The organism is Vibrio ulleungensis, assembly GCF_016900875.1.
In the GTDB taxonomy this organism is placed as follows: Bacteria; Pseudomonadota; Gammaproteobacteria; order Enterobacterales; family Vibrionaceae; genus Vibrio; species Vibrio ulleungensis.
The window spans coordinates 1-23174 of sequence record NZ_JAFEUM010000001.1 but is presented as its reverse complement, the minus strand read 5'-3'; the positions used below and the strand labels follow the sequence as shown (position 1 = coordinate 23174).

24 protein-coding genes are annotated in these 23174 nt (G+C 43.0%); 8 read left to right on the top strand and 16 right to left on the bottom strand.

What is annotated here, in order from left to right; all coding sequences use genetic code 11:
- Positions 1 to 49 precede the first annotated feature (49 nt).
- Positions 50 to 325, bottom strand: a complete 276-nt coding sequence (locus JQC93_RS00120) for a hypothetical protein (protein ID WP_205156456.1) — start codon at positions 323 to 325, stop codon at positions 50 to 52.
- 123 nt (positions 326 to 448) lie between these two features.
- Between JQC93_RS00120 and JQC93_RS00115 the strand changes: the two genes are divergently transcribed.
- From JQC93_RS00115 to JQC93_RS00105, 3 genes are all read left to right on the top strand, one after another.
- Entirely contained in the window at positions 449 to 640 is a 192-nt protein-coding gene (locus JQC93_RS00115; protein WP_205156455.1) for a hypothetical protein, read from the top strand.
- Positions 641 to 732: 92 nt separating this feature from the next.
- On the top strand, positions 733 to 1380 hold the full coding sequence (locus JQC93_RS00110; protein ID WP_205156454.1) for an HAD family hydrolase: 648 nt from the start codon (positions 733 to 735) through the stop codon (positions 1378 to 1380).
- Positions 1381 to 1492: 112 nt separating this feature from the next.
- The gene (locus JQC93_RS00105; RefSeq protein ID WP_205156453.1) at positions 1493 to 2260 is read left to right on the top strand and encodes a sulfite exporter TauE/SafE family protein; all 768 of its coding nucleotides are present in this window, start codon (positions 1493 to 1495) and stop codon (positions 2258 to 2260) included.
- Between the two features lie 44 nt (positions 2261 to 2304).
- Here the strand turns inward: JQC93_RS00105 and JQC93_RS00100 are convergent, their stop codons facing one another.
- The 3 genes from JQC93_RS00100 to JQC93_RS00090 all read right to left on the bottom strand — a co-directional run bounded on the left by JQC93_RS00100 (position 2305) and on the right by JQC93_RS00090 (position 5349).
- Entirely contained in the window at positions 2305 to 3636 is a 1332-nt protein-coding gene (locus tag JQC93_RS00100) for an MFS transporter (RefSeq protein WP_205156452.1), read from the bottom strand.
- Between the two features lie 367 nt (positions 3637 to 4003).
- Entirely contained in the window at positions 4004 to 4462 is a 459-nt protein-coding gene (locus JQC93_RS20480) for a methyltransferase family protein (protein ID WP_205156451.1), read from the bottom strand.
- 404 nt (positions 4463 to 4866) lie between these two features.
- On the bottom strand, positions 4867 to 5349 hold the full coding sequence (locus JQC93_RS00090; protein ID WP_205156450.1) for a GrpB family protein: 483 nt from the start codon (positions 5347 to 5349) through the stop codon (positions 4867 to 4869).
- 248 nt (positions 5350 to 5597) lie between these two features.
- Here JQC93_RS00090 and JQC93_RS00085 point away from each other — a divergent pair, with 248 nt between their 5' ends.
- Positions 5598 to 6374, top strand: a complete 777-nt coding sequence (locus JQC93_RS00085; RefSeq protein ID WP_205156449.1) for a hypothetical protein — start codon at positions 5598 to 5600, stop codon at positions 6372 to 6374.
- 86 nt (positions 6375 to 6460) lie between these two features.
- Here JQC93_RS00085 and JQC93_RS00080 read toward each other — a convergent pair whose 3' ends face one another.
- Both JQC93_RS00080 and JQC93_RS00075 read right to left on the bottom strand, forming a co-directional pair.
- Positions 6461 to 6994 (bottom strand): phosphoribosyltransferase, encoded by a 534-nt coding sequence (locus tag JQC93_RS00080; protein WP_205156448.1) that lies wholly within the window; start codon positions 6992 to 6994, stop codon positions 6461 to 6463.
- 11 nt (positions 6995 to 7005) lie between these two features.
- A complete protein-coding gene (locus JQC93_RS00075; RefSeq protein ID WP_205156447.1) occupies positions 7006 to 8178 on the bottom strand; it encodes an MFS transporter in 1173 nt (390 codons plus the stop codon).
- A gap of 119 nt (positions 8179 to 8297) precedes the next feature.
- On the opposite strand from JQC93_RS00075, the gene JQC93_RS00070 reads away from it, so the two are divergent.
- A complete protein-coding gene (locus tag JQC93_RS00070; protein WP_205156446.1) occupies positions 8298 to 9215 on the top strand; it encodes an AraC family transcriptional regulator in 918 nt (305 codons plus the stop codon).
- Between the two features lie 32 nt (positions 9216 to 9247).
- On the opposite strand, the gene JQC93_RS00065 is transcribed toward JQC93_RS00070, so the two are convergent.
- The 3 genes from JQC93_RS00065 to JQC93_RS00055 form a co-directional block, all read right to left on the bottom strand.
- On the bottom strand, positions 9248 to 9895 hold the full coding sequence (locus JQC93_RS00065) for a trimeric intracellular cation channel family protein (RefSeq protein WP_205156445.1): 648 nt from the start codon (positions 9893 to 9895) through the stop codon (positions 9248 to 9250).
- A 155-nt stretch (positions 9896 to 10050) separates the two neighbouring features.
- Positions 10051 to 11613: an amidohydrolase family protein gene (locus JQC93_RS00060; RefSeq protein WP_205156444.1), complete on the bottom strand. Its 1563-nt coding sequence runs from the start codon at positions 11611 to 11613 to the stop codon at positions 10051 to 10053.
- A gap of 351 nt (positions 11614 to 11964) precedes the next feature.
- Positions 11965 to 12708 (bottom strand): hypothetical protein, encoded by a 744-nt coding sequence (locus JQC93_RS00055; protein WP_205156443.1) that lies wholly within the window; start codon positions 12706 to 12708, stop codon positions 11965 to 11967.
- Positions 12709 to 13201: 493 nt separating this feature from the next.
- Between JQC93_RS00055 and JQC93_RS00050 the strand changes: the two genes are divergently transcribed.
- The gene (locus JQC93_RS00050) at positions 13202 to 14131 is read left to right on the top strand and encodes a LysR family transcriptional regulator (RefSeq protein ID WP_205156442.1); all 930 of its coding nucleotides are present in this window, start codon (positions 13202 to 13204) and stop codon (positions 14129 to 14131) included.
- Positions 14132 to 14276: 145 nt separating this feature from the next.
- On the opposite strand, the gene JQC93_RS00045 is transcribed toward JQC93_RS00050, so the two are convergent.
- Positions 14277 to 15458: a C45 family autoproteolytic acyltransferase/hydolase gene (locus tag JQC93_RS00045; RefSeq protein WP_205156441.1), complete on the bottom strand. Its 1182-nt coding sequence runs from the start codon at positions 15456 to 15458 to the stop codon at positions 14277 to 14279.
- Between the two features lie 408 nt (positions 15459 to 15866).
- Between JQC93_RS00045 and JQC93_RS00040 the strand changes: the two genes are divergently transcribed.
- A complete protein-coding gene (locus tag JQC93_RS00040; RefSeq protein WP_205156440.1) occupies positions 15867 to 16616 on the top strand; it encodes an RluA family pseudouridine synthase in 750 nt (249 codons plus the stop codon).
- Positions 16617 to 16656: 40 nt separating this feature from the next.
- Here the strand turns inward: JQC93_RS00040 and JQC93_RS00035 are convergent, their stop codons facing one another.
- A complete protein-coding gene (locus JQC93_RS00035) occupies positions 16657 to 17985 on the bottom strand; it encodes a S41 family peptidase (protein WP_205156439.1) in 1329 nt (442 codons plus the stop codon).
- A 316-nt stretch (positions 17986 to 18301) separates the two neighbouring features.
- Between JQC93_RS00035 and JQC93_RS00030 the strand changes: the two genes are divergently transcribed.
- The gene (locus JQC93_RS00030; RefSeq protein ID WP_205156438.1) at positions 18302 to 18766 is read left to right on the top strand and encodes a hypothetical protein; all 465 of its coding nucleotides are present in this window, start codon (positions 18302 to 18304) and stop codon (positions 18764 to 18766) included.
- A gap of 213 nt (positions 18767 to 18979) precedes the next feature.
- Here the strand turns inward: JQC93_RS00030 and JQC93_RS00025 are convergent, their stop codons facing one another.
- The 5 genes from JQC93_RS00025 to JQC93_RS00005 form a co-directional block, all read right to left on the bottom strand.
- On the bottom strand, positions 18980 to 19735 hold the full coding sequence (locus JQC93_RS00025) for a GIY-YIG nuclease family protein (RefSeq protein ID WP_205156437.1): 756 nt from the start codon (positions 19733 to 19735) through the stop codon (positions 18980 to 18982).
- Positions 19736 to 19816: 81 nt separating this feature from the next.
- A complete protein-coding gene (locus JQC93_RS00020) occupies positions 19817 to 20392 on the bottom strand; it encodes a TerD family protein (RefSeq protein ID WP_205156436.1) in 576 nt (191 codons plus the stop codon).
- A gap of 34 nt (positions 20393 to 20426) precedes the next feature.
- Positions 20427 to 21002 carry a TerD family protein gene (locus JQC93_RS00015; protein WP_205156435.1) on the bottom strand — a complete coding sequence of 192 codons (576 nt, stop codon included), beginning with the start codon at positions 21000 to 21002 and terminating at the stop codon, positions 20427 to 20429.
- Between the two features lie 63 nt (positions 21003 to 21065).
- On the bottom strand, positions 21066 to 22148 hold the full coding sequence (locus tag JQC93_RS00010) for a sodium:calcium antiporter (RefSeq protein WP_205156434.1): 1083 nt from the start codon (positions 22146 to 22148) through the stop codon (positions 21066 to 21068).
- Between the two features lie 15 nt (positions 22149 to 22163).
- Positions 22164 to 22769 (bottom strand): TerD family protein, encoded by a 606-nt coding sequence (locus JQC93_RS00005; protein ID WP_205156433.1) that lies wholly within the window; start codon positions 22767 to 22769, stop codon positions 22164 to 22166.
- Between the last annotated feature and the right edge of the window lie 405 nt (positions 22770 to 23174).

Here is a 23174-nt window from a genome sequence, read left to right as displayed (position 1 = left end):
TCATTATTCTCAACATCATTTTGCATTATACGCATCACTGTATTCATCACTACACAATGTTATTGCGTGCAAGCCCTCTTTTCACGTTAGTGCACAGTTTGCCAAATCGTCGAATATCATCAAAGTTAGGTGAAATCCCTAGTGAAATAGAGTGCTCCCAGTATGAGAGCTCGGAGTCAACTAGCTCCATCAACTTCTTTGGACAACCAATGCAACTGCCGGTTGGACTGCAGACGAATGTGTCATTTTCGTAGAGTGGCAATTCTCGTTTTACTTGATCAATGATTCCCTTCATTGCAGTGATTCTGTCGGGTTTCATGCTCATTGTTTAGTGTGATGGCGATGGTGAAGGCGACTTATTTTATAGAACTATAAAGCGATGTATATTGGCATAAAGTGGTAAAGTCTCATTCATAGAGGGCTGGGCTACTAACGGAGCAGTAGACAAATGGAATATAAACCAGTGATGCACATTGGAAGATGGGCTCACTTAATCTACAAGCCTAACGACAGGGTGTCATTTATCGTTATTGGTTTTCGAGCTTCCGGAGATGAGGTGATTTCTCCTGATGATAATTTGCAGCGGGTAGAAGGTTGTGATGGCCAATGTATTACTGAAAACAAACTAGATGCGCTCTGAATTTATTGAATAATAGCCCGACAAGCCTGCAGCGGGATTACACAATAAAACCTGTTGCAAGATCATAGAAAAGCCATGAGGGAAACAGCCATATGCGACACTATATGTTCGATATAGACGGAACATTAGTTCAATCACACGACATGGATGAAACGTGCTTTTTGGACGCGCTCTATCACGTTACAGGCATTCAACTTACTCCTGATTGGTCACACTTTCCTTATGTGACAGACCGTGGGATCTTAAAAACGTTTATAGAGACTCACGCGCCACAGCACCAGCTTAAGGATCTTGAGCGTGATGTGAAAAATAAGTTTATCGAAAACATCCGTACTGCAATTGAAATCAGTCCTATCAAGCCCGTAAAAGGCGCTGTTGAGTTCATTAATGCGTTGAAAAACCGGCAAGATGTCTCGATTTCATTTGCTACTGGAGGATGGTTAGAAACGGCGCTGCTAAAGCTAGAATCAGCTGGGTTTGATACAACTGACATTGCTATCGCTTCATCAAATGATCACTATTGCCGGACCGAGATAATGAAAACAGCCGCTCTACTGGCGACAGGATGTAAGAATAACCCATTTGTCTATTTTGGCGATGGCGAGTGGGACGTAAAGGCGTGCGCGCAATTGGGTGTGAAGTTAGTGCTCGTCGGGGATCGGACTCAACACCATATTTCGATACCCGACTTTAACAATCAAACCTCAGTGTTGGCTTTAGCTGGCGACCTTGGCGCTTAGCGTACGCTTGATCTCGTCTGTCATCTGACATGAACAATGAGCATCACGGTGATAGCCGTGGGCATACTTAAAAACGCGTTAGGCGTTTCGTTTTTACCGGTTATTAATACTTATGGTCGATTACCTTTTACTGTTCTTGGCGGGGCTTGCTGGTGGAGTTCTAAACTCTGTTGCGGGTGGCGGGAGCTTTGTCACTTTTCCGGCTTTGGTGTTTGCTGGAGTGCCTCCATTAATAGCGAATGCAACCAATACGTTTTCTTCTTGCGCTGGCTACTTGAGTGGCGCATACGCGTTTAGAAAAAGACTGTTTGAACATAAGAAAGAAGCCACATTTACCGTGCTATTGAGTCTTGTTGGGGGGGCGATAGGCGCTTACTTACTGCTGAAAACACCAGAGTCTTCATTTGAAGTAGCGATTCCATGGCTGTTACTTTTTGCAACAGCGCTGTTTATCTTTGGGGCTAAAGCTAACGCTTTATTGCGTTTGCATTCCGATAAAAGCAAATACGGTAATCAATCGACGGCAGTCTTTCTATACTTGCTGCTTTTGAGCATAACTATTTATGGTGGCTTCTTTAATGCTGGCTTAGGAATTGTCGTGTTGAGTTACCTGACATTAGCAGGCCATTCTAATATCCATGTGATGAATGGTATGAAGTTACTGGTGTCTTCTTCCGTGTCAGTTGCCGCGATTGTTTGGTTTATTTTAAATGATTCGATCGCTTGGCTAGAGGGCAGTGTTGTCCTAGTGGGTACGTTACTTGGCGGATATTTTGCGGCAAACTTTTCAATGAAAGTATCGCAACATCACCTCAGAACGTTTGTCATTGTTATGAGTAGTGCTATTACCATCTACTTTTTCTATCACACTTATGGATAACAAACTGACCTAAAATAAAGGCCTGTGACTATAAGCGACCGTCATCAAAAAATCGCCTGATTGCGATTCTTAACATAGAAATAGGCACTAATAACAATAAACAAAAACGTAAAGTAGTAGAAGAATGAGGACAGCGTAGCCAAGAAGGCGAGGTCTTGCTCTCGCTCTAGGTCAGAGTAATTTCCAGAGACCAGTTTGTAGTAGTAAGCGTACAAAATCCCTATTGTGCCATAACCAAGGTTGAACATTAACCCCTTAAAGCTTAATACCGTCGCTCGGTTGTGTGATTCGGTTTTCTTATTGAGATGATAGCTTATAAAAATGTTCATCGTCATGATGATAAATATTAGCAGCAGTACCGGTATTACCCCGTAAATTGACCAGCCTAAACTGATCCAGTAATAGCTCGCTATCGTCGCTAACCCCATTCCAAATATAAACGCCTTGGGTGGAATGCTCTCGGCCAGGCGGCGGCTTTGCCCCGCAAGGAGTATTTGAAGGATACTGACACCAGCCCCAATAAAGCCAAAATAGATAATGGGGATATCAATAGCACGGTAGTACTGGCTGTTCATGGTGAGAAACATGCGCGAGGTGTGCTCAAACAAGCTGTAGTACAGCAATATGAACAGTACATAAGGCGTAGACAGTACCCACTTCCCAGCGTTCAGTGTCAACTTTAAGCTTGCGATCGTGCTTGCCGATCTATTGCCATCGTGTGTGACTGGCTTCTTCTCTTCTTGCATGTTAACCGCAGCATAAATTGCGATCATAGCGACAAATAGCGTGGCGAAAACCGGAATACGTTTTAATTCCTTAGTGCTTTCTGGCTCAGCCAACCCAAGCATCGAATAGATACCGGCCATAAAGTTTACGTCGTACATCGCAGCGCCGAGCAATGTGACAAAAATTCCCACGCTTGATGCAATTCGAAGTTGGATTTGCAACACACGGGGCCACATGTCTTCCTGGCCTTGTTCTTTTAAGGTGTCGTAGGCCAATGCTTCATCCGCACCACTTGCCAGTGCCATCGCTAAGCCACTTAATACTCGGTTGACCAAAAATACCATGAACACCAAGCTCGTATTACCCGTTGGCACGACGGCAATCATCGCGATTTCAACAAACATAATTATTGACGAAAGCACCACGAGTTTCTTGCGCCCTAAGGTGTCAGCAAAGGCGCCTGAGGGAACTTCAGCTATCACAATGGTGGCGGCCCAAACCACATTGAGCATGGCAAATTGAGAAAGGGTTAAGCCGTAATCCAAGTACAACAGCGTAAAGATAGGGTAGTAAAAGCGGGCAAAGTAGCTACATCGAAACATAAGATAGCAGCGGACATTACGAACTTTAAGAATTTCTGTGAGCGTCATAAAGCCTACCGCGCTTTTTAATACATAAGAGTAGGTATATACCCATTTGGGTGAGAATGATAATTATGAGTGTTTTTAACCTGTAGAAATGAGATGCCTTTGATTTTATTTGCAGTCGGTGATTTGTAAGACTAGACTGCGCGTTTTGGAAAGTCGGTAAGAAATTCAGTTACAGAGTAAGGAGTGCATTGACTGCGTGTTTCAAACACGCGTTTTGACAAAAACAATTGAGAGCAAGTAAGTTAATTGAAGACGTTAAAGCGGGAGCTCTTTACTGAAATTATCTCGCTAACTAAAACTATTTGGTCACTCAAGTAGTAATTACTGACCGTTCCAGCGAGTATTCCAGCAATAAAACCACAAGCTTCTACAGCCAACGTCTAACTTCTCGCTGATACTTTTTGTACTCGTTACCAAATATATCTTGGAGCGCTCTCTCTTCAGGTATTATTTGGAAAACCGTTATGTAGCAAAAAAAGAGAGGGACGACTAGTAGAGATTGGATATCTCCCAATAGAATTCCAAAGGCTAGAAGAAACAGTAAAAAACCAAGGTACATTGGATTTCTGGAATATTGAAATATTCCAGAACGTACCAAGCTTGCGGAAGACTTTGGAACCATAGGATTCACTGTAGTTTGATGACGCTTGAACTCCCACACCCCTAGAAGACTGACGGCAGCAGCCGTAAGACTTATTGCCCCCCAAAGCGTAAAACGAATGGTAACGGCTCCTTCTGTTAAAGTCCCGCTACTTGTCATGAGCATTAATAGAAAGCAGACGAAAACTAGTATCAATGGGGGAACTTTAAGCTTCAATAAGTTCATAGATTTGTCCTTAGTATGGTGCTAACTAGTTAACTCTATACGGCGTTGTTGAATCATATTCAGAATAACTCTGTTGCTATAAGGTAGATAGTTCGCCATTTAGGTGATTGTTTATATGGAATCCGATTCCTATACATTAACTTTAAACCTTGGATATTACTCCAAGGTCAAGAGTAATTTAGTTATTTTGTCGTTTGTTTCTTTGAGTGGGTAGAGTGGTTGCATAAAGAGTGAGTTGTGAATTGTCCTTCACGCAAGTTTCGTTATGGACTTAAAAATCGGAAAGGGGCAAAGATGAATTAGCACCAAACCGAAGAGCATGGCGAAATTCGAGTTACTCTGAAATATCGCAGCTAATTCGAAACGGTGATCTAAAGCTTTGAAATAGAGTAAGCAACGAATGACTAGCTCCCTCGAAACTCCCGAAGAACCCGCTCAATAAATTGTGTCTTAGCGGTGCGATAACTGTCTTCGCATTGACCTTCATAGCCTTTTTTCAGTTGGTTATATTGACTAACTAAAGCCGCATTAGTGTTTAGTGCATCTCTAAAGTGAAGGAAAAACTCAAACTCAGAACCTTGTGCGACAAGTTGTACCGCAACATCGTCAGCTGATTGTGCTTCTAGCATGCATAGCGCAGGGGTTCGTAATGTGTTCGATTTCTCGACAAATCCAATGCTGGATAAGATTTTAGTCGTTTTATCCATTTCGGTCGGTGAAACCTCCACATATATGTCTAGATCGCCCTTAGACATTGCACCCAGAATCGATGATGCTCCAATATGTTCAACTTTGGCAGTAGGTAGCGCTGCGGCTATTTTGGCTTGATAAAGCGTAAAGAGCTTTTCACACTCACTTTGGTATTGGTTTGGCTCGAAGAATTTCATAATCACTTAATTCAAGTATGTACCTGTCAATACCTTATGGGTAAATGGCACTTAGTCAAACTGCGAGGCGATTTGTGGGATGGAGAATCGAGGCTGAACCATGTTGAAAAATCTTATTCATCTCACTTTCACTTATTACGAGAATGGACAGAACTTCAATATTCAGGATGCAGAGATCCAACACGTTTTGTAGCTATAGACATACGCTAAACTGCCCTTTTTCGAATTTCATTTGGCGAGTAACTTCTATGGCGGATCCTAAATCATTGCTTTCCCGACTAGACAGTATTGGGGATAGCCTCAGTCAAACCCATCAGTGCCACGCTTTACTTGGCTTAGGCAGCGCAGGAATAGAAACAGACAGATTGGATGCCTACAGCGACCTAGATTTTTTTGTCATTGCCAAAAAAGGCTGCAAACAATGTTTAATTGATGATCTCGACTGGCTTAGCCGAATTGGTGATTTGGACTACGCATTTCGAAACACCCTCGATGGCTATAAAGTACTCTATAAAGATGGCATTTTCTGTGAATTTGCTGTTTTTGAGCCGCAAGAGTTGGCTCAGATTAGCTTTCCGGCAGGCCGAATTGTTTGGCAAGAAGAAGGGTTTGACTCGTCCATTTGCCAGCCGAGCCCAAGCAAAATGTCGGTACCAGAACCCAATCCCGATGTGGAGTGGCACATTGGTGAGGCGCTAACCAATCTTTATGTCGGAGTATGCCGTGAACGGCGTGGTGAAAAACTATCGGCTATGCGCTTCATTCAACACTTTGCGCTAGATAGATTGATCGATGTCGCGAGGGTGCAAGACAAGCCAACGGCTGTTATCGCCGATCCTTTCGTAGCCGATCGTCGAATCGAATTTCGATTCCCATCGTTTGCAGTTCAACTGGGCGAGTTTGCTCAGGGTTATCATCGTAATGTTGAGTCAGCATTGGCTCAATTAGACTTCTTAGACAAGCACTTTGATATCAACCACTCAATGGCCAAAGAGATTAGACGGCTCTGCTTCTTTGAAGACTAGTTCATTTGGTTTAGTGCAAAATTAGAGAGCCAACGCCATATCAGCGGCCTGAGCTGCGCAGATTAAGTTGGCTGTAGGGGAAATGGCTATTTATTGAGTTTGGAAACGTAAGGAACATTACGAAGCTTGTCTTTCCAAGGCAGCCCGTAGCCTACCAGCATGTCATCGCTGCTCATCTCGTAGGCGAAAAACTGGGTTACGGGAATATCGACACGACTTGGTTTTACAAACAATGTCGCAATGGACAATGATTTTACCGCGTAGTTTGTTTGCAAATGCTCGACGAGCCGCTTCATTGTGCCACCTGACTCAATCGCATCATCAATCAAAATCACGTCCTTACCCTCAATAGAAATGTTCTGGTGATAAACGATATCAGATAGGTTTTGACGATCTCCAGGAATATGAGGGCAGGAGATGTAATCTAGGCAAACATCAAACTCGAGTTCTCTCACTAAATCTGCGGTAAAAAGCATACCGCCAGGAACCACACTGATTATTACAGCGTCTTCAAATGCAGCATTAAGCCGTTGAGCAACTTGTGTGACACCTTGTTTGATTTGATCTTGGCTGAGGACCTGATCGCCAATATGTTTCGATGCAAATGCGGTTTTTGTCATAATGAATGTTCCTACTGATAGGTTAAATCGGTTGCTGGCTCTGTGCGGTTTAGGCGTTCACTTGCCCAAAGCATAGACACTGCCAATAAAAGTAAAAGTGTGGGTAATAGGCTAAACGATAAACTTCCAAATATTATGCCCATCGCGGGGGGGACAACGGTGGTTCCCACGTACGCGGTTGCCATTGAAAGCCCAATAATGGCTTGAGAGGCGTGTTGACCAAAGCGTTTGGGAGTTAGGTGCATGGTGTTGGGGTAAACGGGTGCGCAACCCAAGCCAATCAATACCAAACTGAACTGCGATACCAGACTCGGCACTGGGAACAGTAAGCCACACACGCCCACAATCATCAGGCAGATACCGGCTCGAACGAGGATTTGTTCTCGAAAATTCTCGGCTAATAGGCCACACACAAATCGCCCAGCAGTGATCCCTAAAAAGAACATCGCAGTCCAAAATGCTGCATTAGAAGCGGATAGACCGTTGACGGTTGTTAGATAGCTTGCCGCCCATAATCCAGTTCCAGCTTCTAGTGAGCAATAGCAAAAGTATACAAACAACTGCAGTTTCACTCCGCGGATATTCCATGCGGCTCGGTTGCTTACTGGTGCGGTATGTACCTTTGAGGTATTGGACGCTTTTTGGGGTGTTTTCCATAGAGGCAGGGTTGCGAATAATGCGATAACTAGAGCAAATTGGATGACTGCTAGCGTGAAATATCCGTCACGCCACCCTTGCTCTGAAAGTAAGTAGTTGGCCATGATAAATGGCCCTGCGGTGGCACCAACACCCCAGAATGAATGTAAGTAATTCATGTGCTTAGATTTATAGTTAAGCGCCACGAAGTTATTGAGCGCAGCATCAACGGCGCCGGCCCCAAGCCCAAGCGGTATGGCTAATAGCACCATACTAAGTACGTAGTTTGAATAGGCAAAGCCAAGCAATGAGAGGGCAGTGGCTAACACGCTAAACGAGAGTACTTTACCGGTTCCAAAATAGTGGGTGACTCTCGCAGCGAGTAAGCTAGAAACAACGGTCCCCGCACTAATGACGATGGAAATCGCGCCGGCATACTCTAAAGAAACATTAAAATCGTGACTTATAGTGGGCCAAGCAGAGCCAAGAACGGCGTCAGGCAAACCAAGGCTAATAAAAGCAAGATAGATGATGGTCAGTAATAGCATAGCGTTTACTTCACGTTGGTTGTTGGATACGAATTATATAATGTGAATATACTCTCGCCTCAAAGCCAAAACTATGGCTATACTGCCAATATTGATAACAATTCTATCAAGATGGCTAAATGCAGGTTTACGACATAAAAACAGACAGTCAAGGCCAAGAGTTGACGGTTCATGGTGATGAGGCATTCCCATGTGCGTCGTACGATGAAGTGTTTTCTGACTTTCTGAATGGTGAAGTACCTTGGCATTGGCATGACGAGATTGAAGTTGTGCTGGTGGTTAGAGGATCAACAAAGCTGGAATGTATTGGTCAGTCTGCGGTTCTTAAGCAAGGGGAGATGGTGTTAATTAACTCCGGGGTGTTACATCGTTTGACCGATGTGGGCACTGAAGATTGCCGGATCTTAAATACACTGTTTAAACCTAGATTACTCGGTGGCGACCCGGTGAGTTTAGTGTTCAAAAAGTACATTAAGCCTCTCATTTCGAACCATAATTTATCGTTCTATCAATTTAGCGATGCTCAGCCTTGGCAGGCAGAAGCGATAGCCACTATGCGCCGTGGCTTTAGTGACTGGGACAAGGCATTAGCGGGTTTTGAAATATCAATGACCGCCTGTTTAATGCAATGCTGGATGCTACTTTGCCGTCATGAACCCCAATTAATCATCGAGTCTCAAAAAGCAGTAGGGAACGAAAAGCGAGTGCAGCAGGTGATGACCTACATTCAGCAGCACTTTGCAGAGAGCATTTCTGTCGCAGACATTAGTGCAGCGGCCAATATTAGCGAAAGTGAATGCTATCGAATGTTTAAGCAGGCACTAAAATGCACACCAAATGGTTATCTTGTCAGTTTTAGGCTTCGCAAGGCGGCTGCGATGCTCATTGAATCACAAAGTAAAATCACCGAGATTGCTCACAACGTTGGATTTAGCTGCCCAGCGTATTTTGCTAAGAAGTTTCGTCAAGGTTATGGGGTAAGTCCTAAACAGTATCGTGCTCAAGCAGTTGATATGAGACCACAGCCTCTCAGCTAGCAGGACAACGAAAGCAAGCGCTTCTGTTATCATCAACTCTTACCGGTAGAAATCAAGGCCCACCGTGGCACTTGAACCTGTTTGCTGATGGATAGGTGACGTAAATAGAAAACCAAAAGCGCTGACACAATCGCAGATATATCGCTGTATTGAGGAGCGAATGTTAAGCCCAGCGCATGTAATGTACAGCCAAGAGCGACGGGAATAGCGTACAACTCTTTTGATAACAGCAAGGTCGGCCTCTGGAGCAAAATATCTCTAATCACACCGCCACCTACAGCCGTAATGATGCCTAACATGATAGGGCCTAAAGGAAGACCAAAACCTAAGCTCCATGCTTTATCGGTACCTTGGATGGCAAACATTGAAATTGCAATTGCATCCACATAAAGATTCACGGTGTAGACCAGGTTTTTCTTTAACAGTGAAACAGAAAGGAAACCAATCAGGCTGCTTGTTATAGCAATCCAGATGTAATACATCTCTTCAGACCAAAACACCGTTGTATTGAGTAAAACATCGCGAGTGCTTCCTCCTCCTACCGCAGTGATAACACCAAGAACGGCCACGGTAAAAATGTCGGTGTTTTTTTCGCTTGCAGCCAGGACTGCAGAAAAAGCAAAAGCAGCAGTGCCAAGGATAGAGATAGACGTGATCAGCTCAGCGGTTGTAATGAACATTTAATTACCCTTAGTTGGTGTGTTTTACGCAATTCAAGTTACGTGCATGGCGCTAATAAAAATTGATTGTGAAGGTGTAACACTTTGCTCATCAAAAAGCAGACATAGCGTTCAATTGAAGCGTCTGCTTTGCATGATGGAGCGGCCTATTGACGTTATTGAATCACACTGTTGCGAACCGCTTTACCTGGGTATACACCTTCTAGAACGGTTGAGTCCTCAACGACGAGCGTACCGTTAACAACGACGTATGGAATGCCAGTTGATGGTATGCCAGGCTCTTTTAGCGTCGAGTTGTCCGTGACAGTTTCGGGATCAAATAAGGTAATGTCGGCATCTGCGCCTACTTGAATGCGACCTTTCTTACTCATTTGTTCGATGCCATTTTCTTGAAGAAATTTCGCAGGCATGTACGACATTTTAGAAATGGCAGACATAAGAGGCATCAAGTTGTCTTCTCGCACCATCTTTAATACACGAGCTTGAGTACCTGACGCTCTTGGGTGACCTTGTAATCCTTCATACGGTGTATTCCAGTTGTAGGCCATCATTCCGTTACTCTTCATCAGGGGAAAGGCGTCGCTTCCGACTATTGTTGACCCATGGGCCAGCGCTTTTTTAAGGTCTTCATCCGTCGCGCCGTAAAACATCACACTGGCCTGCGGGTCCTCTTTTATCAACTGTTCATAACGCTCTTTGGTAAGAGGTTTCATTGTATCTGTTTCGATGATGTCGGAGTAATCACGCGCCATATTGCGCTGGTAGTTTTCTGGTTCTAAATAGTCTGCTGCAGCAATGGTTGCGCCATAGTTGTATGGATAGATTTCAGCTGCAACATTCATCCCTTTTGCTCTAGCATCGTCGAGCATTTTTAGCGCTTCGGGTGTTTCGCCCAGTGTTTGTTGATGAATGTGTTGAACTAATAAGCCACCACCATAAATACCAACGCTCGATAACATCTCTTCAATGCCAGTCAGCCCTGAGTTTGGTGGAAGTTGACTAGAGAATCGGCCATGCAAAAAAGTTGGCACACCATATTCACCCGCGAGCCTCTGCCACTCAGTTGTTTCGATAGTCGTTGCGGCTTTAGACATGTAACCAACCGGAACGCCAATACCGAGTCCGCCATCTTTTAGCTCTTTATCTACCATTTCTGAGATCAGACTAATTTGCTCGCGCGTTGCAATGTGGCTGAGCGCCTCTCCGCTGATTTGCGACGCTTTAGTCTCTTCAGGATCAAAAATATCGTTAATCATTGTACCCGTACGGGTGTTGTATTTGTCATTAAACACTTTAGTGCGAATACCAGCAGACGAGACACTCGCGCCAAAGTTGGTTTGAGAACGACCTTCCAGACGTTGGTACCAAGCATTAACAGGATACGCACCGACCTCCAATGACAATGGGGTGGTTACGCCGTTTCGCAGCTGAAGCTTTTGCATGATCGGGATGGCGACGACGTGTGAGTGTGTATCAATAAACCCGGGTGCAACGACAAGCCCTTCGGCATCAATGACTTTGTCGCCATCTATATCTTCGTTGGTGATCGCGACTATCTTTCCATCTTCAATCGCAACATTGGCGACTTGGTCATACCCAGTTTCAGGGTCCATAACTCGGCCATTATTAATTACCATGTCGTAAGAAAAAGCGTTTGGTGACATTGCCACTAGCATGGCAAGTACAACGGGTTTAATGCGTTTAGTTTGTGTGTGCATAGTCTATAACTCCAATATTGAATCCAGTGAATTTTTTGGGCGGTGAGCGTTTCTTTGATTCACATTATTGATGATTGTTGTCAGTCCTTCGAATCACATAAGACGGATCCGATACGTCATAAAGTGTGTTTATGAATCGATGGATGAAATGTGTCGATGGAAGGCTATTTGAAGGTGAATGCTACTAAGTAACGGCTAAATAGCGTTTTTATTGGAGCTCGCTGCGTAATCGGAATAGTTGAATTAAAATCGTACAGTCAGAATAGAACGATTCTAAAAGCGTTAATTCTTAGTTAGGCAAAAACGAAAAAAGCAGTGCTTGTAGCACTGCTTATAAGATCGGTCGAAAGGTTAAAAGTAGAATTTGTAGTTGGCCCAGACGACAGTGTCGTCAAAATCTATAGATTGGGTTTGAGACTGCATGTATCCAGTGGTGTTATCAACTTTTAGTTGTCCCCAGCGAGTTTTGTCTTTGGAAAACGGGGTAGCAATCATCAAAGTTGATTTGAGCATCGAGGTTTCTATAGCGCCATCCAAATAATTGTACTCGGGCCATGCGCCAATGTAGGTGCCATCATTGCCAAGTTGGTACATGACATAAAATGCCGCCGAACCCCCGAGCGCTTCTTTATCGGTTGCATTAAATGAGGCGACTGATTCTTCTGAATACTCTCCCGCCAATAGACCTAGGCGCGGAAATAACTGTAATCCTTTAACTCCAGCATTGATGGCCGCAACTCCTCCAAGAGACACAGAGGTAAACATGGCATTATCAATAACATCAATAGACAGCGCAGCTTTTGGTAGCGTGTGGCTTTCGGTTGAAAAAACATGGAAGTATTGAAGTCGGCTATCCGAATATTTACCCTCTTTATCCATCGTTCCTTCTACGGTTAGCATCCCTGTTTGACCATTATCAAAATGAAAATCGCCAGAAATAGAACCTTTCACTGAACCTTGGTTGCTAAGGCCAAAATAGGCTGAAGTACTGGTTTCAGTTAAGTCGGATGGGTTCGGTGTTGAGTCTGCGGCAAATAAAGGGGCCGCTGCTGCCAAAGTTAAAGTTGATAGTGCCAGTTTGATTTGGATGGTCATTGTGTGTACCTGTTTAAGTGGATGAGTTACCCTCCTTTGAATTGAGCAGCGAGCTGCTCTTGTCTCCGTTCTCCATCATTATTGTGTGAATTTTCGCAATCAATAACTCGTGTATGACGGATTGCGTACGTCCTTATCCAAACTCGTTCGGCTAGCAAATTTATGACCAATCATGATGTGACGAATTTAGTGCAAACAGACTTTATTCAGCCCTTAGGCTTTAAGCGAAGATGCAGCGTACTTAACGACTTTTAGCGTCAAATACGACGAAAGTGTGCACGGGTGCTGGCTATTTATTGGGTGATAGAGATGTAATGCGCCGCGAACAATAATTCGTGAATGCGAAGGAAAGTTGCAAAATAGTCGAGACTATTTTTCTCAATCGGCTTTTAAGAACCCTATGAACTATTCATCATAATCAGGTCTTTGAATTACATAATCCTGCAAATATCTGATAGGTTGTAGTTAATGGAATGTAAATTGGGAACAACGCATGAACTTTAGTATTGAACAGTTACTCGCCTTTGTAACCGTCTACGAAGAGCGCTCCTTTAGTAAAGCCGCCGCCCGCCTAAACAAACACCGCACAACAACGGGTCAGGTGATCACTAACCTTGAAGATGTGTTAGCCGTAGAGCTGTTTGAACGGGTTGGTCGAACGGTTGAACCAACCGAAGAAGGGCAGCTACTTTACCACTATGCCAAGTCAACGATTGAGCAGTCACGGATCTTCGATAACATCGCGTTAAGTCTCTCGTATGGTGGCCTTGAAAGTATTAATTTCGGCTATCCTAGTATGACGCCGCACCGCTTGCTTTCTTCCATTCGCGCGCAACTTGAGCAAGACTTCCCGAACATGAAAGTTAACTTCGTGGTTAGAACAAAAAGTCAGATAGAAGAAGGACTTGCTACTGGCGATATCCATTTTGGCTTTGTGATGATCGATAAAGGTAAGGGCATGTACAGCAAAGACTCGACGTTTATCGGCCACCTAGAATTTGTACCTTTCGTTAAAAAAGGAGGCAAGCTTTCTAAACTCTCGTCCAAAGAAGTGCTAAGTGCGCTTCGTACAACGCGTCAATTTATCTTAAGTGCATTTACAGAAGAAGGTTTGAAAGAGAAGCTATTGGTATCTGCGGTTCATGAAGAAGTGGATCAACTCGCGTTAGTCATAAAGCTTGTACAAGACGATCTAGGCTGGGCTTGGTTGCCAAAAGTAATGTCCGAGTCACCGTATGTAACTGAGAGTCTCGAGCCACTAGAGTTGGACGAGTTAAAGATGGGAATGAAGTTCTCATTCGCTCTTTGGAATCCGCACTCCAAGCAAATTATGGAAGTGAAAAAATCGATCATTACAGCGACCGATGCTTACGTGAAGCACTTTTTATCCATGCAGTATTCACAGGCGAGGAAGGGTCAATAATACACTTGGTTGCAGTCAATTTAGGGGCTTTACGCTGTTCTCGAAAGCTGAGCTGTGTAACACGCAAACAAAAGAGTGACCTAATTAGGCCACTCTTTTTTTTTGCGAAACAACAGGCTATGCCATGTCCGAAATGTGATGGTGTTTAGAGAGTATTAAACAGTGACCGCACGTCAATGTGCGCCCAGTTTGTGTCGCTACCTAGTGCGGGTAACTTCACCCACATTTGTAGCTCATTTAGGTCTGCAACTACTTGATAGTTAGTCAGGTCAACATCTTGATTCGTTGGCTTAGTCACGCCACCGTTCTCTTTAAAGCTACCGTCTTGGTTGTATAGAGGTAGGTCAAAAATATCGCACATTGATCCAGCATCAATTCCACCAGCTTGTTCGTCATGACGAGCGGTTAAGTTTTCAAGGCGTTTCAACGAAAAACTTTGTGTTTCACGGATTCCTAAACCCCAATCAGGATTAAGGAAAGTATTGACCGTTGCAAATGAACTCGCGTTCTTGTCACTGACGCGCTGTCTGTTCTCTTGTATGGTATTTTCATAGGCGCAAGCTTTGCCACTCTTGTCCGCTAACATCCAAATGGCCGCGATGTCTGTACGAGACGCCTGAAAGCGTGAGCTTAAAGCTTCGATAGAATCAGACTCTGCGATGAAATCAAAGACTGTGTTTAAGAACGATGGTTTCTCAACAGACACAATATTGCCACCCATTGATGTACCGTCATGTAAGTCAGTGTAGACGCCCTTATCATTGAATCCAGTTACCATCCACTGCCAACCGGGCCAGCTAACGTTGACTAAGCCATTCGAACCATCTGTTGGGTTGTATACTGTTGCATAGATTGGGAAGTCTAAAAATAGCTCACTCCAGTCCATGTTACGGCCAATAATTGAATGCCCATCTACAGTGTTCTCACCCCAAGTGGCCAGAGAAGAACAACCAGAAAATGAGTGAAGTTTTCCAAGGTAAATCGCCATTGGGCCACTTTGGTCAAGCACAATCACTTTCTCAAGTGGCCAGCCCAAACCATCTGCAACGCCTTGGAAGTACTGCTTACGACGCAGTGAAAGTGCAGCAAATACTCGTGTACCAAACAATTCATACGCATCTTTTTGGCTAATTAATCCGTTATCAAACTCTGGTTGAACGATAGCGTCGTACATCGCTTGCATATGATCTTTGGCAAGCGTTCCGTACTGTTTCCCCATTTCATACCAACTGCCGTTTAATTGAAGAACGTATAACATTTCCTCGCTTGTTTCGAATAGTGTACCGCTTTCAAATTGCGCCTTAGTGGTTAGTGTTGATGTGTTCATAATGACCTCAAATGGTTTTAGTAAGTTGATGTGTTGTTTAACTTGTGGTCATCATATAGACGATTTTTTAATACCAACAATTCGATATGACGGATGAAATCCGTCCTTTTCAGGTGGAAAGTGTGAGTAACAGGTTTAGCGATGTTAAAGCGGTTGATGCTTCTAGTGGTATTTACCATTGCCTCTATCGACGAAGGTAAAGACTGAATATTGGACTTATTACCTTTGCACTTAAGTCGTTTAGTGGCGCAGGAAGGCGGTTGGAAATTACCCTGCGGAGCGTTGTAGCGGTTAATTCAATTCAAATAGCTTACACGTTAGAATCATGGCTTGTTATCCGATAAAGTAGTGGTCAACTCAACGTGCCCGTACTATAACTGTCACTCGTTTTTTCTTCAGGCGCTCTCAATGTCCAATCTAGACCTAGCAAAAAATGAAATTATTGACAACTTTGTGGCACCTGAATGTGTCGAAAGGGTAGAGATCTTCTATCAAGATGACGATATATTGCTGATCGATAAGCCCAGTGGATTACTAAGCCTATCGGGTAAAAACCCGCTCAACTGGGACTCTGTCCATTATCGCTTGGTGAATGGCCAGTGCGCGACCTCGACGAACAAAGCAACCCCTGCTTATGCAAGCGCAAAATTACCACATCGACTCGATTTAGGGACTTCAGGCGTCATGGTGGTGGGGCTAAACAGCGCAGCCTCTAAAAGTTTGAATAAACAGTTTCAGGACAGAACAGTCAAAAAGCGTTATTTGGCGATGCTTAATGGATGGGTGGAAGCCGACACTGGTCAAATATCGGCCCCCATTGCCAAAGATAAGGCGTTGTTTCCCCGTGTGAAGATTTGTGACGCTACGGGCAAAAGGGCGGTCAGTGACTATCAGGTTGTCACTCGTTTAGAAAACCCGGCTAGAACCTTAGTGCAATACACACCAATTACTGGTCGTACTCATCAATTACGTATCCATAGCCTCGAGTTTGGTCACCCGATATTGGGGTGTGATCTATACAATAGCTTCGGTAAAGGTGACAGCTCTGAAATCGAAGGCCAGGCACAGCGCTTAATGCTCCATGCCAGTGATATTTACTTTACTCATCCAAGAACGGGCGAGCTAATTCATGGGCATAGTCCGAATCCATTCAAATAGTGTCACCGAATCGATGTGCCTAGCAATTGAAGTTTCGTGCTCACGTTGAAGCAAGTTCACACCTAATCGCTTCTAAAGCGAACAACAGTGTATGATCTTGTCCCGACAGAAATTGGCTCAACGTTGGGAGGAAGGGTAGGTCAGGTTGAATCCCTACTCCATTAAACTCGGTTCCATCAGGGTAGGTATTCCTAAGAGTACATACTCGAAAGCTTCCACCACCAGGTAATTGACCAAACAGCGGTTGGCCTGTACTGCCAAACGACGGACTCCCTACGGTTTTGATATAGTCAATAGAGCGTAATTGCACTAAAAAATCTTCTGCGGCAGAAGCGGTGTTGTGTCCTATCAGTACATAAATTGGAATGTCTGTTTTTGTATCTTCGGCAGGTTCAAGCCAATCCCCATCACTGCTGGTCCATTTATTGTACTGTGGTGATTGAGATATTTTTTCAAGCATTGCCAGTGAATCTGAATCAAGTAAGTTTAGATCTACATGCTCCATGATTTGAGCATAGGCACTCATGTTTCCAATGTGTTGACGAGACTGGGTCGATGCGCCTTGCACAGGTTTATCGATGAGGTGTGACAATATAGTATTACCTATAGTTGTCGATCCTCCACCATTGAATCTAAGATCGAGGATAAGCCCTTTTGACTGTTTAATTGTGGGAAATGAACGTTCAAAATCGTCTAGGATGGATTTGTCCTCAAAGCTATTCAAAGCGATGTAAAGGATATCTGAATCGAGCTTCTGTAGTTTAAAACGGCTTTCACCACCAGAGGGTAACGATAAACGTTGGTAGGCTTGTTGGGGGCCCAGTGGTTGCCTTTTTAGCTTACATTTTCGAAACATGTTTGTCGGGGTTAGAACCTCAAACTCAACCTCAGTATCAACCAACCCTTGTAAAGCTTTAGCGTAAGATTCACTGACTCGTACATGCTCAGTCGATGCCGAAATATAAGGCATTACATACTTTGCGATGTAGTCGTCTACTGGTCGATCATTGATGGTTTTAATTACTGAGCCAACAGGTATATCGTTAGCAATTTTTTCTGCTACCGCAACGATCACAGCGTTGTTGCAATGCTCGATGAGAGTGAGTGGAGGTTGACCAAGAAAATCTCGCTGCAGCTTTTCAGGTAGAAATACGTTGGTGTGACCATCCTTTAGCAACGCGCAAAACTGCTGTAATAGTCGGTAATAGGAGTAGGTATCTGTTGTAGCGATAACTTTGGGGATATAACTGCGGTAGGCATCATCAAAATTGAGATCTGGAATCTTGTCGAAATAAACGAAGTTATAGCAAGCGGTTTTCCAAAATTCAGACAAGCCATAAATCTTGTCTTCTAGGGTTAAATCGTCCATATCCTTTGTACCGATCTAAATACCGTCTCAACAACCTATAGGTAATGTTGATTAAAGACTTTGATTTCGTTCAAGAATAGTCTTCTTTTGGAAACCGAAATTCCGAACCATTCTTTATTAGTTGCTATTTTCTTAATTAGTGTCTTGTGCCATCAGTGAAACATAGATTATTAAAACCTTCGTCTATCAAAAGAATCATTGTGGAACGAAGAAAATGTGTGATGTGATTAGAAAAACGCAGAATTGAGTTTTATTTGTTTTTACTAATCAATAAGATACAAGGCTCATATATGGATATATTAACCTTTGTAAAGTTATGCTTAAAAAAATCACGCTAGGTGGCAAGGTAGCCGCCGTATGCGCACTGACTCTTGGCCTTGTTGCCTGTTCTAATATTTCTAATAACGAAGTGGCTGAGTTTGATGGCTCAATCGCTCACGATATACAACTGATGCTCGACCCACTCAGTGGCACTGTAAGTCCCATCGTGATCAACGAAAAAGGCTTTTCCCGTGTTGACGCCAATGTTTGCATTGAATCGTTCATGGATGTCCCAACAGCGTTTAAAAAGGCCTGTGCATTGTCTGGTGGCCGTGCGGAGGATGATTACTGTATCAATAACGACACGGGCTTATACACCAGCACTTATGCGATAGGGGTGAAGAGGATATGTCAGACAGACAAGTTTATTGTCATTGTGTCTGTTGAACAAAGCCATAATGATCCGCAGGCGTTTGACCAGTGGGCAAGAGCTGCCCATGAGGCAGAAAAGGCGCAGTAGCTGACACTATTCTATTCTACGTAGACAACAACGCCAACGTTATCGTTGGCGTCAGGGAGTAGTATATTTTGATCAATATCTAGCGAGCTATTGGACAAAAGTGAGTTACGACCCGTCATTTGAAACGAAATGAACTTTGACAAATTCGACAGTAGGCTAATATAAGCAATCAAACAGTCAATAGTTCATGACAACAGTGGAATTGGAAGGTAATTAACTAGGTGTGTATTTAAGATATTTAGATGCCACCCACCCTTTTATGTTATCTGAAGCAACCAAAGACCAAGTGCCTTCAATATCAATAACGTTCACTTTTTGATTCTTAGTTAATTCATTGACGACTGAGCTATTGGTGCTAGCAGCCGACCTAACATTTAGACTGTTTGCTGTTACCACGTACTTTTTTTGTACTATTTGAGTTTTAGTAGCGTTTACCGTTTCTGAGCGATTGTAATCCGAACCGGAATTTGCAATTCCAACAATGATAATAAAGGCGATGGCAAAGAAACCTATTGCTTTAAAGTTGAAGAAGTTACTTTCAACAACATTATCTATTTGCTCTATCTTCTGCTTTACTTCATGAGGTGAAATGCTAAAAAATTCTCTGCGATTATTGACTCTATAGCCCGAATAGATTTGATGAAGTTTTTGCTCTAAACCTAGTGGATCTTGACAAGGATGTACAAACTCGACTCTAAATGGTGTAGGAATAGAAGTAGATCGGTTTAACTCATTTATTCTCGTTTGATAATCATGTCGTGTTGTCATTCCAATCTTGACCATTCCAGGTAAGCTAGGATTGGAGATAACATAGACCCAACCACTATCGCCTGATCGCATTCTTCTTTGACCACTTAACCCAGGAATACATACTGAGAAAACGAAGGCAAGGGCTTGAAAACCTGCTGTGATCATAAAGCCCATTAATTGAAAAACTAAACGAATGATTTGCGCTTCACCACGAGACATAACTTTAACCTAATAACTCTAGAAAGGGCTTCCATAGGAAAAGCGGCTAGGTAAATCCATCTTCCTAGCCTGAGGGTTCTTTTATACGTTAATTCCGTAGTTACGAGCCATAGGTGCTAGGCCGCCTTGGAAACCTTGACCGATAGCCTTAAACTTCCACTCGCCGTTGTGACGGTAAACTTCACCGAACAACAGAGCAGTTTCAACAGAGTAGTCCTCTGATAGATCGTAACGAGCAACTTCAACATTTGTATCAGCGTTTACAATACGGATGAACGCATTTGAAACTTGACCGAAGTTCTGCATTCTTTGCTGCGCTTCGTGAATTGTTACGCCGATTGAAACTTTGCTAATATCAGCAGGCACTTTTGCTAAATCAACTCGAATGGTTTCATCGTCACCATCACCCTCGCCAGTACGGTTATCACCATCATGGTTTACAGAGCCACACTCAGAAACAAGGTTGTTATAAAATACAAAACCGTTGTCGCTTTTAACTTTGCCTTGAGCATCTAGCATGAATGCACTCGCATCCAAATCAAAATCAGCACCATCTGTTGCACGAGCATCCCAACCCAAGCCTAAAACAAGTTTCGTCATTCCTGGTGCAGCTTTGTCTAAAGAAACATTACCGCCTTTTTGTAAAGAAACAGCCATTTGATATACCTTCTTATAAAATTGAGAACGATGATTAAATATTGATGCCGTAGTTACGTGCCATTGGTGCAAGACCGCCTTCAAAGCCCTGACCTACTGCTTTGAATTTCCACTCACCGTTATGCTTATAGACTTCACCGAACAATAGGGCGGTCTCAGTTGAGTAATCTTCTGACAAGTCGTAACGAGCCACTTCAACATTAGTTTCAGCATTGACGATTCGGATGAATGCATTTGAGATTTGACCAAAGTTTTGGTTGTTAGCACCAGCTTCATGAATAGTTACACCAACAGAAACCTTAGAGATGTCAGCAGGAACTTTTGATAAATCAATTTCAATTGATTCATCGTCACCATCACCCTCGCCAGTACGGTTGTCGCCTTTATGATTAACAGAGCCACACTGAGACAACGTGTTATTATAAAAAACAAAACCATTGTCATTGGTAACCTTGCCTTGCTCATTCAACATGAAGGCACTTGCGTCTAAATCAAACTCAGCACCATCTGTGACACGAGCATCCCAGCCAAGACCTAAAACCAACTTAGTCATTCCAGGTGCCGCTTTTTCTAGTGATACGTTGCCACCTTTTTGAAGTGATACAGCCATTATAATTTCTCTCTCGTAATTTAATTAAAGTGTTATATGGATAGGCGTTACCGCCTATCGACTTTAGATGATGTAGAACATACTTCCTGCCCAAGCAGCGAAGATAGTTAGAAGTAAGAACGCAATGCTCTTTGTAACTTTTTTATGATTGAATAGAAGACTACAAGCTACTGCAACCGTAATACCGATGATTGACCAGCGTAAGATGTTTAAATCTTCACCTGTTTGCATAGCCAGCTCTGTTTTACCGTTAAGCAAAAACCAAACACAAAGCGGTAATGCAAATGCTACAGTCGTATCGAATGTATTTGATGCTAGTGGATTTGCTACCGCATCTTCATAGTCACCATTTTTCGCATCTTTCACTGACAAGATAAGATCAGGTATCGATGAAGCCGCCGCACCGAAAATTAAGCCTGCAAAGAAGTCTGGAACACCAAGCACATCTGCTGTATCAATCACACCATCTGCTAATAAGTGAGATGCGCTTGCAATCACAATAATTGATAGTGACAACACAGCAATAGCACGAGCTAAACTAAATTCTTTATTTTTAAAGAGCAATGCATTGAAGTTAAAAGTAAGTATGTTAATGAAAAAGCCACGAGATTTGATCTCTTCATACTCATATTCTTCTTCATCAACACTATCCGAGTTGCGCTTAGAATCGACATATAAGTGAATTGCGTAACCTAAATAACAAGCGTTAAGCGCCAATGCCATCCATAGGGTCATCTGAGAGAAGCCGAGGAATACGACAAGCATAATTTCTGCCGAAAGCACCCAGAAAACATCACGTAGTAAGCTGCCTTTATCTAGAGAGATAGCACTAACTGATTTACCGTTTTCATCTTTTGCCATCAAAATAGACAGTGCAGGAATAACACAGCCGTTAAAAATTGCTGAGCCAGCCGTTACACCAAGACCTACCATTACCATGTCTGGATCATTGAACCAGAACAGGAAACTGATCACGACAAACATTTCAGGCATTGATGAGCCAACTGCATTAACTGTCGCCCCTTTAATACCAGGTGGAAGCTTTCTCCCAAGATAAGCCGCAGATTGCTCGAATGTATCACACGAGTATTTTAATAAGTAACATGACGAGATGATCGCCAAAAAAGGAATTAGGATTTCAACCATGACTTTGATTCCTACTTAGATGTAAGCGTTTTGAACCGTAGCTACGGTATTTTCAAGACTTTGGTCACGGGTGACTTCACCAATTGCGGCAAGTTTCCAGTTACCGTTATGCTTATACATTTTCGCAAGCACCATAGAAACTGAACCTGCAAATTTGGGATCATTTGCAATATCAAATTGAGCGTGAACCTTGTCTATATGTGTCATGCTTCCTTCAAACACAGGGATAGAAGCGAATGGAATATTTTTGAAATCTTGACGATTAAATGAATTCAGAACAAAAGCAATTTTATCAACATTGCTTGGCAATTGATTTAAGCGAACATCAATGATTTCATTATCTAAGCCGTCATCACCGCCAACATCACCAACAAGATCATCGCCTGAATGCTGGATACCTTGCGCTGATAGCTTACCGAAATATACAACATCTAGAACGTTACTATTAACATCAAACGTGATTGCTGACGCATCAAGATCGACAGCCACCGCTTTACTGCGACCTAAGAAATTGCGCTCCATGATTGCGCCCCAGTTAACGCCAACACAGATGTTAGTGAGTTGCTGACCGTCTGATTTTTCAAGACTGATCTTTTGTCCTTTGACTAAAGAAATTGCCATTTGAATTACCCTCATAATTATAAATAAACAAGTCGTAATTCCTTTTAAACTCGCTGACGGACAGAATTTAACCAAAAGTATCGATGAGTAAAAATTATATGTTCTTATAACTGATATCCGTTAAATGCATACCAGTGAATCCGCAAGGGCTAATGATGGATTTCCTAGTTCTACCAAAATGTGTTGGGTTAGTTGAACAGATCCTCATAGCTACAGGTCTTAGCATGACTAGAAGTAATTTGAACTCCAGTTTAACTATTAAGTTAATCCCGCTCTGACTCATTTAATGAGATGGTACGTCCCTCTTCACAGCTAAACTTAACCTATGTTTAGCGCTCAAAGGAAGGTGTCCCATGTCAACAGCTCATATCATTGGTATTGACCTAGGTAAAAATACATTCCACA

Excerpts from the sequence above, each read along its gene's own strand:
- JQC93_RS00085 (WP_205156449.1), top strand. The coding sequence starts at position 5,598 with ATGGCGGATCCTAAATCATTGCTTTCCCGACTAGACAGTATTGGGGAT.
- JQC93_RS00055 (WP_205156443.1), bottom strand. The coding sequence starts at position 12,708 with ATGACCATCCAAATCAAACTGGCACTATCAACTTTAACTTTGGCAGCA.
- JQC93_RS00040 (WP_205156440.1), top strand. The coding sequence starts at position 15,867 with ATGTCCAATCTAGACCTAGCAAAAAATGAAATTATTGACAACTTTGTG.
- JQC93_RS00025 (WP_205156437.1), bottom strand. The coding sequence starts at position 19,735 with ATGTCTCGTGGTGAAGCGCAAATCATTCGTTTAGTTTTTCAATTAATG.
- JQC93_RS00075 (WP_205156447.1), bottom strand. The coding sequence starts at position 8,178 with ATGCTATTACTGACCATCATCTATCTTGCTTTTATTAGCCTTGGTTTG.
- JQC93_RS00045 (WP_205156441.1), bottom strand. The coding sequence starts at position 15,458 with ATGAACACATCAACACTAACCACTAAGGCGCAATTTGAAAGCGGTACA.
- JQC93_RS00080 (WP_205156448.1), bottom strand. The coding sequence starts at position 6,994 with ATGACAAAAACCGCATTTGCATCGAAACATATTGGCGATCAGGTCCTC.
- JQC93_RS00115 (WP_205156455.1), top strand. The coding sequence starts at position 449 with ATGGAATATAAACCAGTGATGCACATTGGAAGATGGGCTCACTTAATC.
- JQC93_RS00020 (WP_205156436.1), bottom strand. The coding sequence starts at position 20,392 with ATGGCTGTTTCTTTACAAAAAGGCGGTAATGTTTCTTTAGACAAAGCT.
- JQC93_RS00030 (WP_205156438.1), top strand. The coding sequence starts at position 18,302 with ATGCTTAAAAAAATCACGCTAGGTGGCAAGGTAGCCGCCGTATGCGCA.
- JQC93_RS00035 (WP_205156439.1), bottom strand. The coding sequence starts at position 17,985 with ATGGACGATTTAACCCTAGAAGACAAGATTTATGGCTTGTCTGAATTT.
- JQC93_RS00050 (WP_205156442.1), top strand. The coding sequence starts at position 13,202 with ATGAACTTTAGTATTGAACAGTTACTCGCCTTTGTAACCGTCTACGAA.
- JQC93_RS20480 (WP_205156451.1), bottom strand. The coding sequence starts at position 4,462 with ATGAACTTATTGAAGCTTAAAGTTCCCCCATTGATACTAGTTTTCGTC.
- JQC93_RS00100 (WP_205156452.1), bottom strand. The coding sequence starts at position 3,636 with ATGACGCTCACAGAAATTCTTAAAGTTCGTAATGTCCGCTGCTATCTT.
- JQC93_RS00120 (WP_205156456.1), bottom strand. The coding sequence starts at position 325 with ATGAGCATGAAACCCGACAGAATCACTGCAATGAAGGGAATCATTGAT.
- JQC93_RS00010 (WP_205156434.1), bottom strand. The coding sequence starts at position 22,148 with ATGGTTGAAATCCTAATTCCTTTTTTGGCGATCATCTCGTCATGTTAC.
- JQC93_RS00065 (WP_205156445.1), bottom strand. The coding sequence starts at position 9,895 with ATGTTCATTACAACCGCTGAGCTGATCACGTCTATCTCTATCCTTGGC.
- JQC93_RS00005 (WP_205156433.1), bottom strand. The coding sequence starts at position 22,769 with ATGGCAATTTCTTTAGTCAAAGGACAAAAGATCAGTCTTGAAAAATCA.
- JQC93_RS00060 (WP_205156444.1), bottom strand. The coding sequence starts at position 11,613 with ATGCACACACAAACTAAACGCATTAAACCCGTTGTACTTGCCATGCTA.
- JQC93_RS00090 (WP_205156450.1), bottom strand. The coding sequence starts at position 5,349 with ATGAAATTCTTCGAGCCAAACCAATACCAAAGTGAGTGTGAAAAGCTC.
- JQC93_RS00015 (WP_205156435.1), bottom strand. The coding sequence starts at position 21,002 with ATGGCTGTATCACTTCAAAAAGGTGGCAACGTATCACTAGAAAAAGCG.
- JQC93_RS00105 (WP_205156453.1), top strand. The coding sequence starts at position 1,493 with ATGGTCGATTACCTTTTACTGTTCTTGGCGGGGCTTGCTGGTGGAGTT.
- JQC93_RS00110 (WP_205156454.1), top strand. The coding sequence starts at position 733 with ATGCGACACTATATGTTCGATATAGACGGAACATTAGTTCAATCACAC.
- JQC93_RS00070 (WP_205156446.1), top strand. The coding sequence starts at position 8,298 with ATGCAGGTTTACGACATAAAAACAGACAGTCAAGGCCAAGAGTTGACG.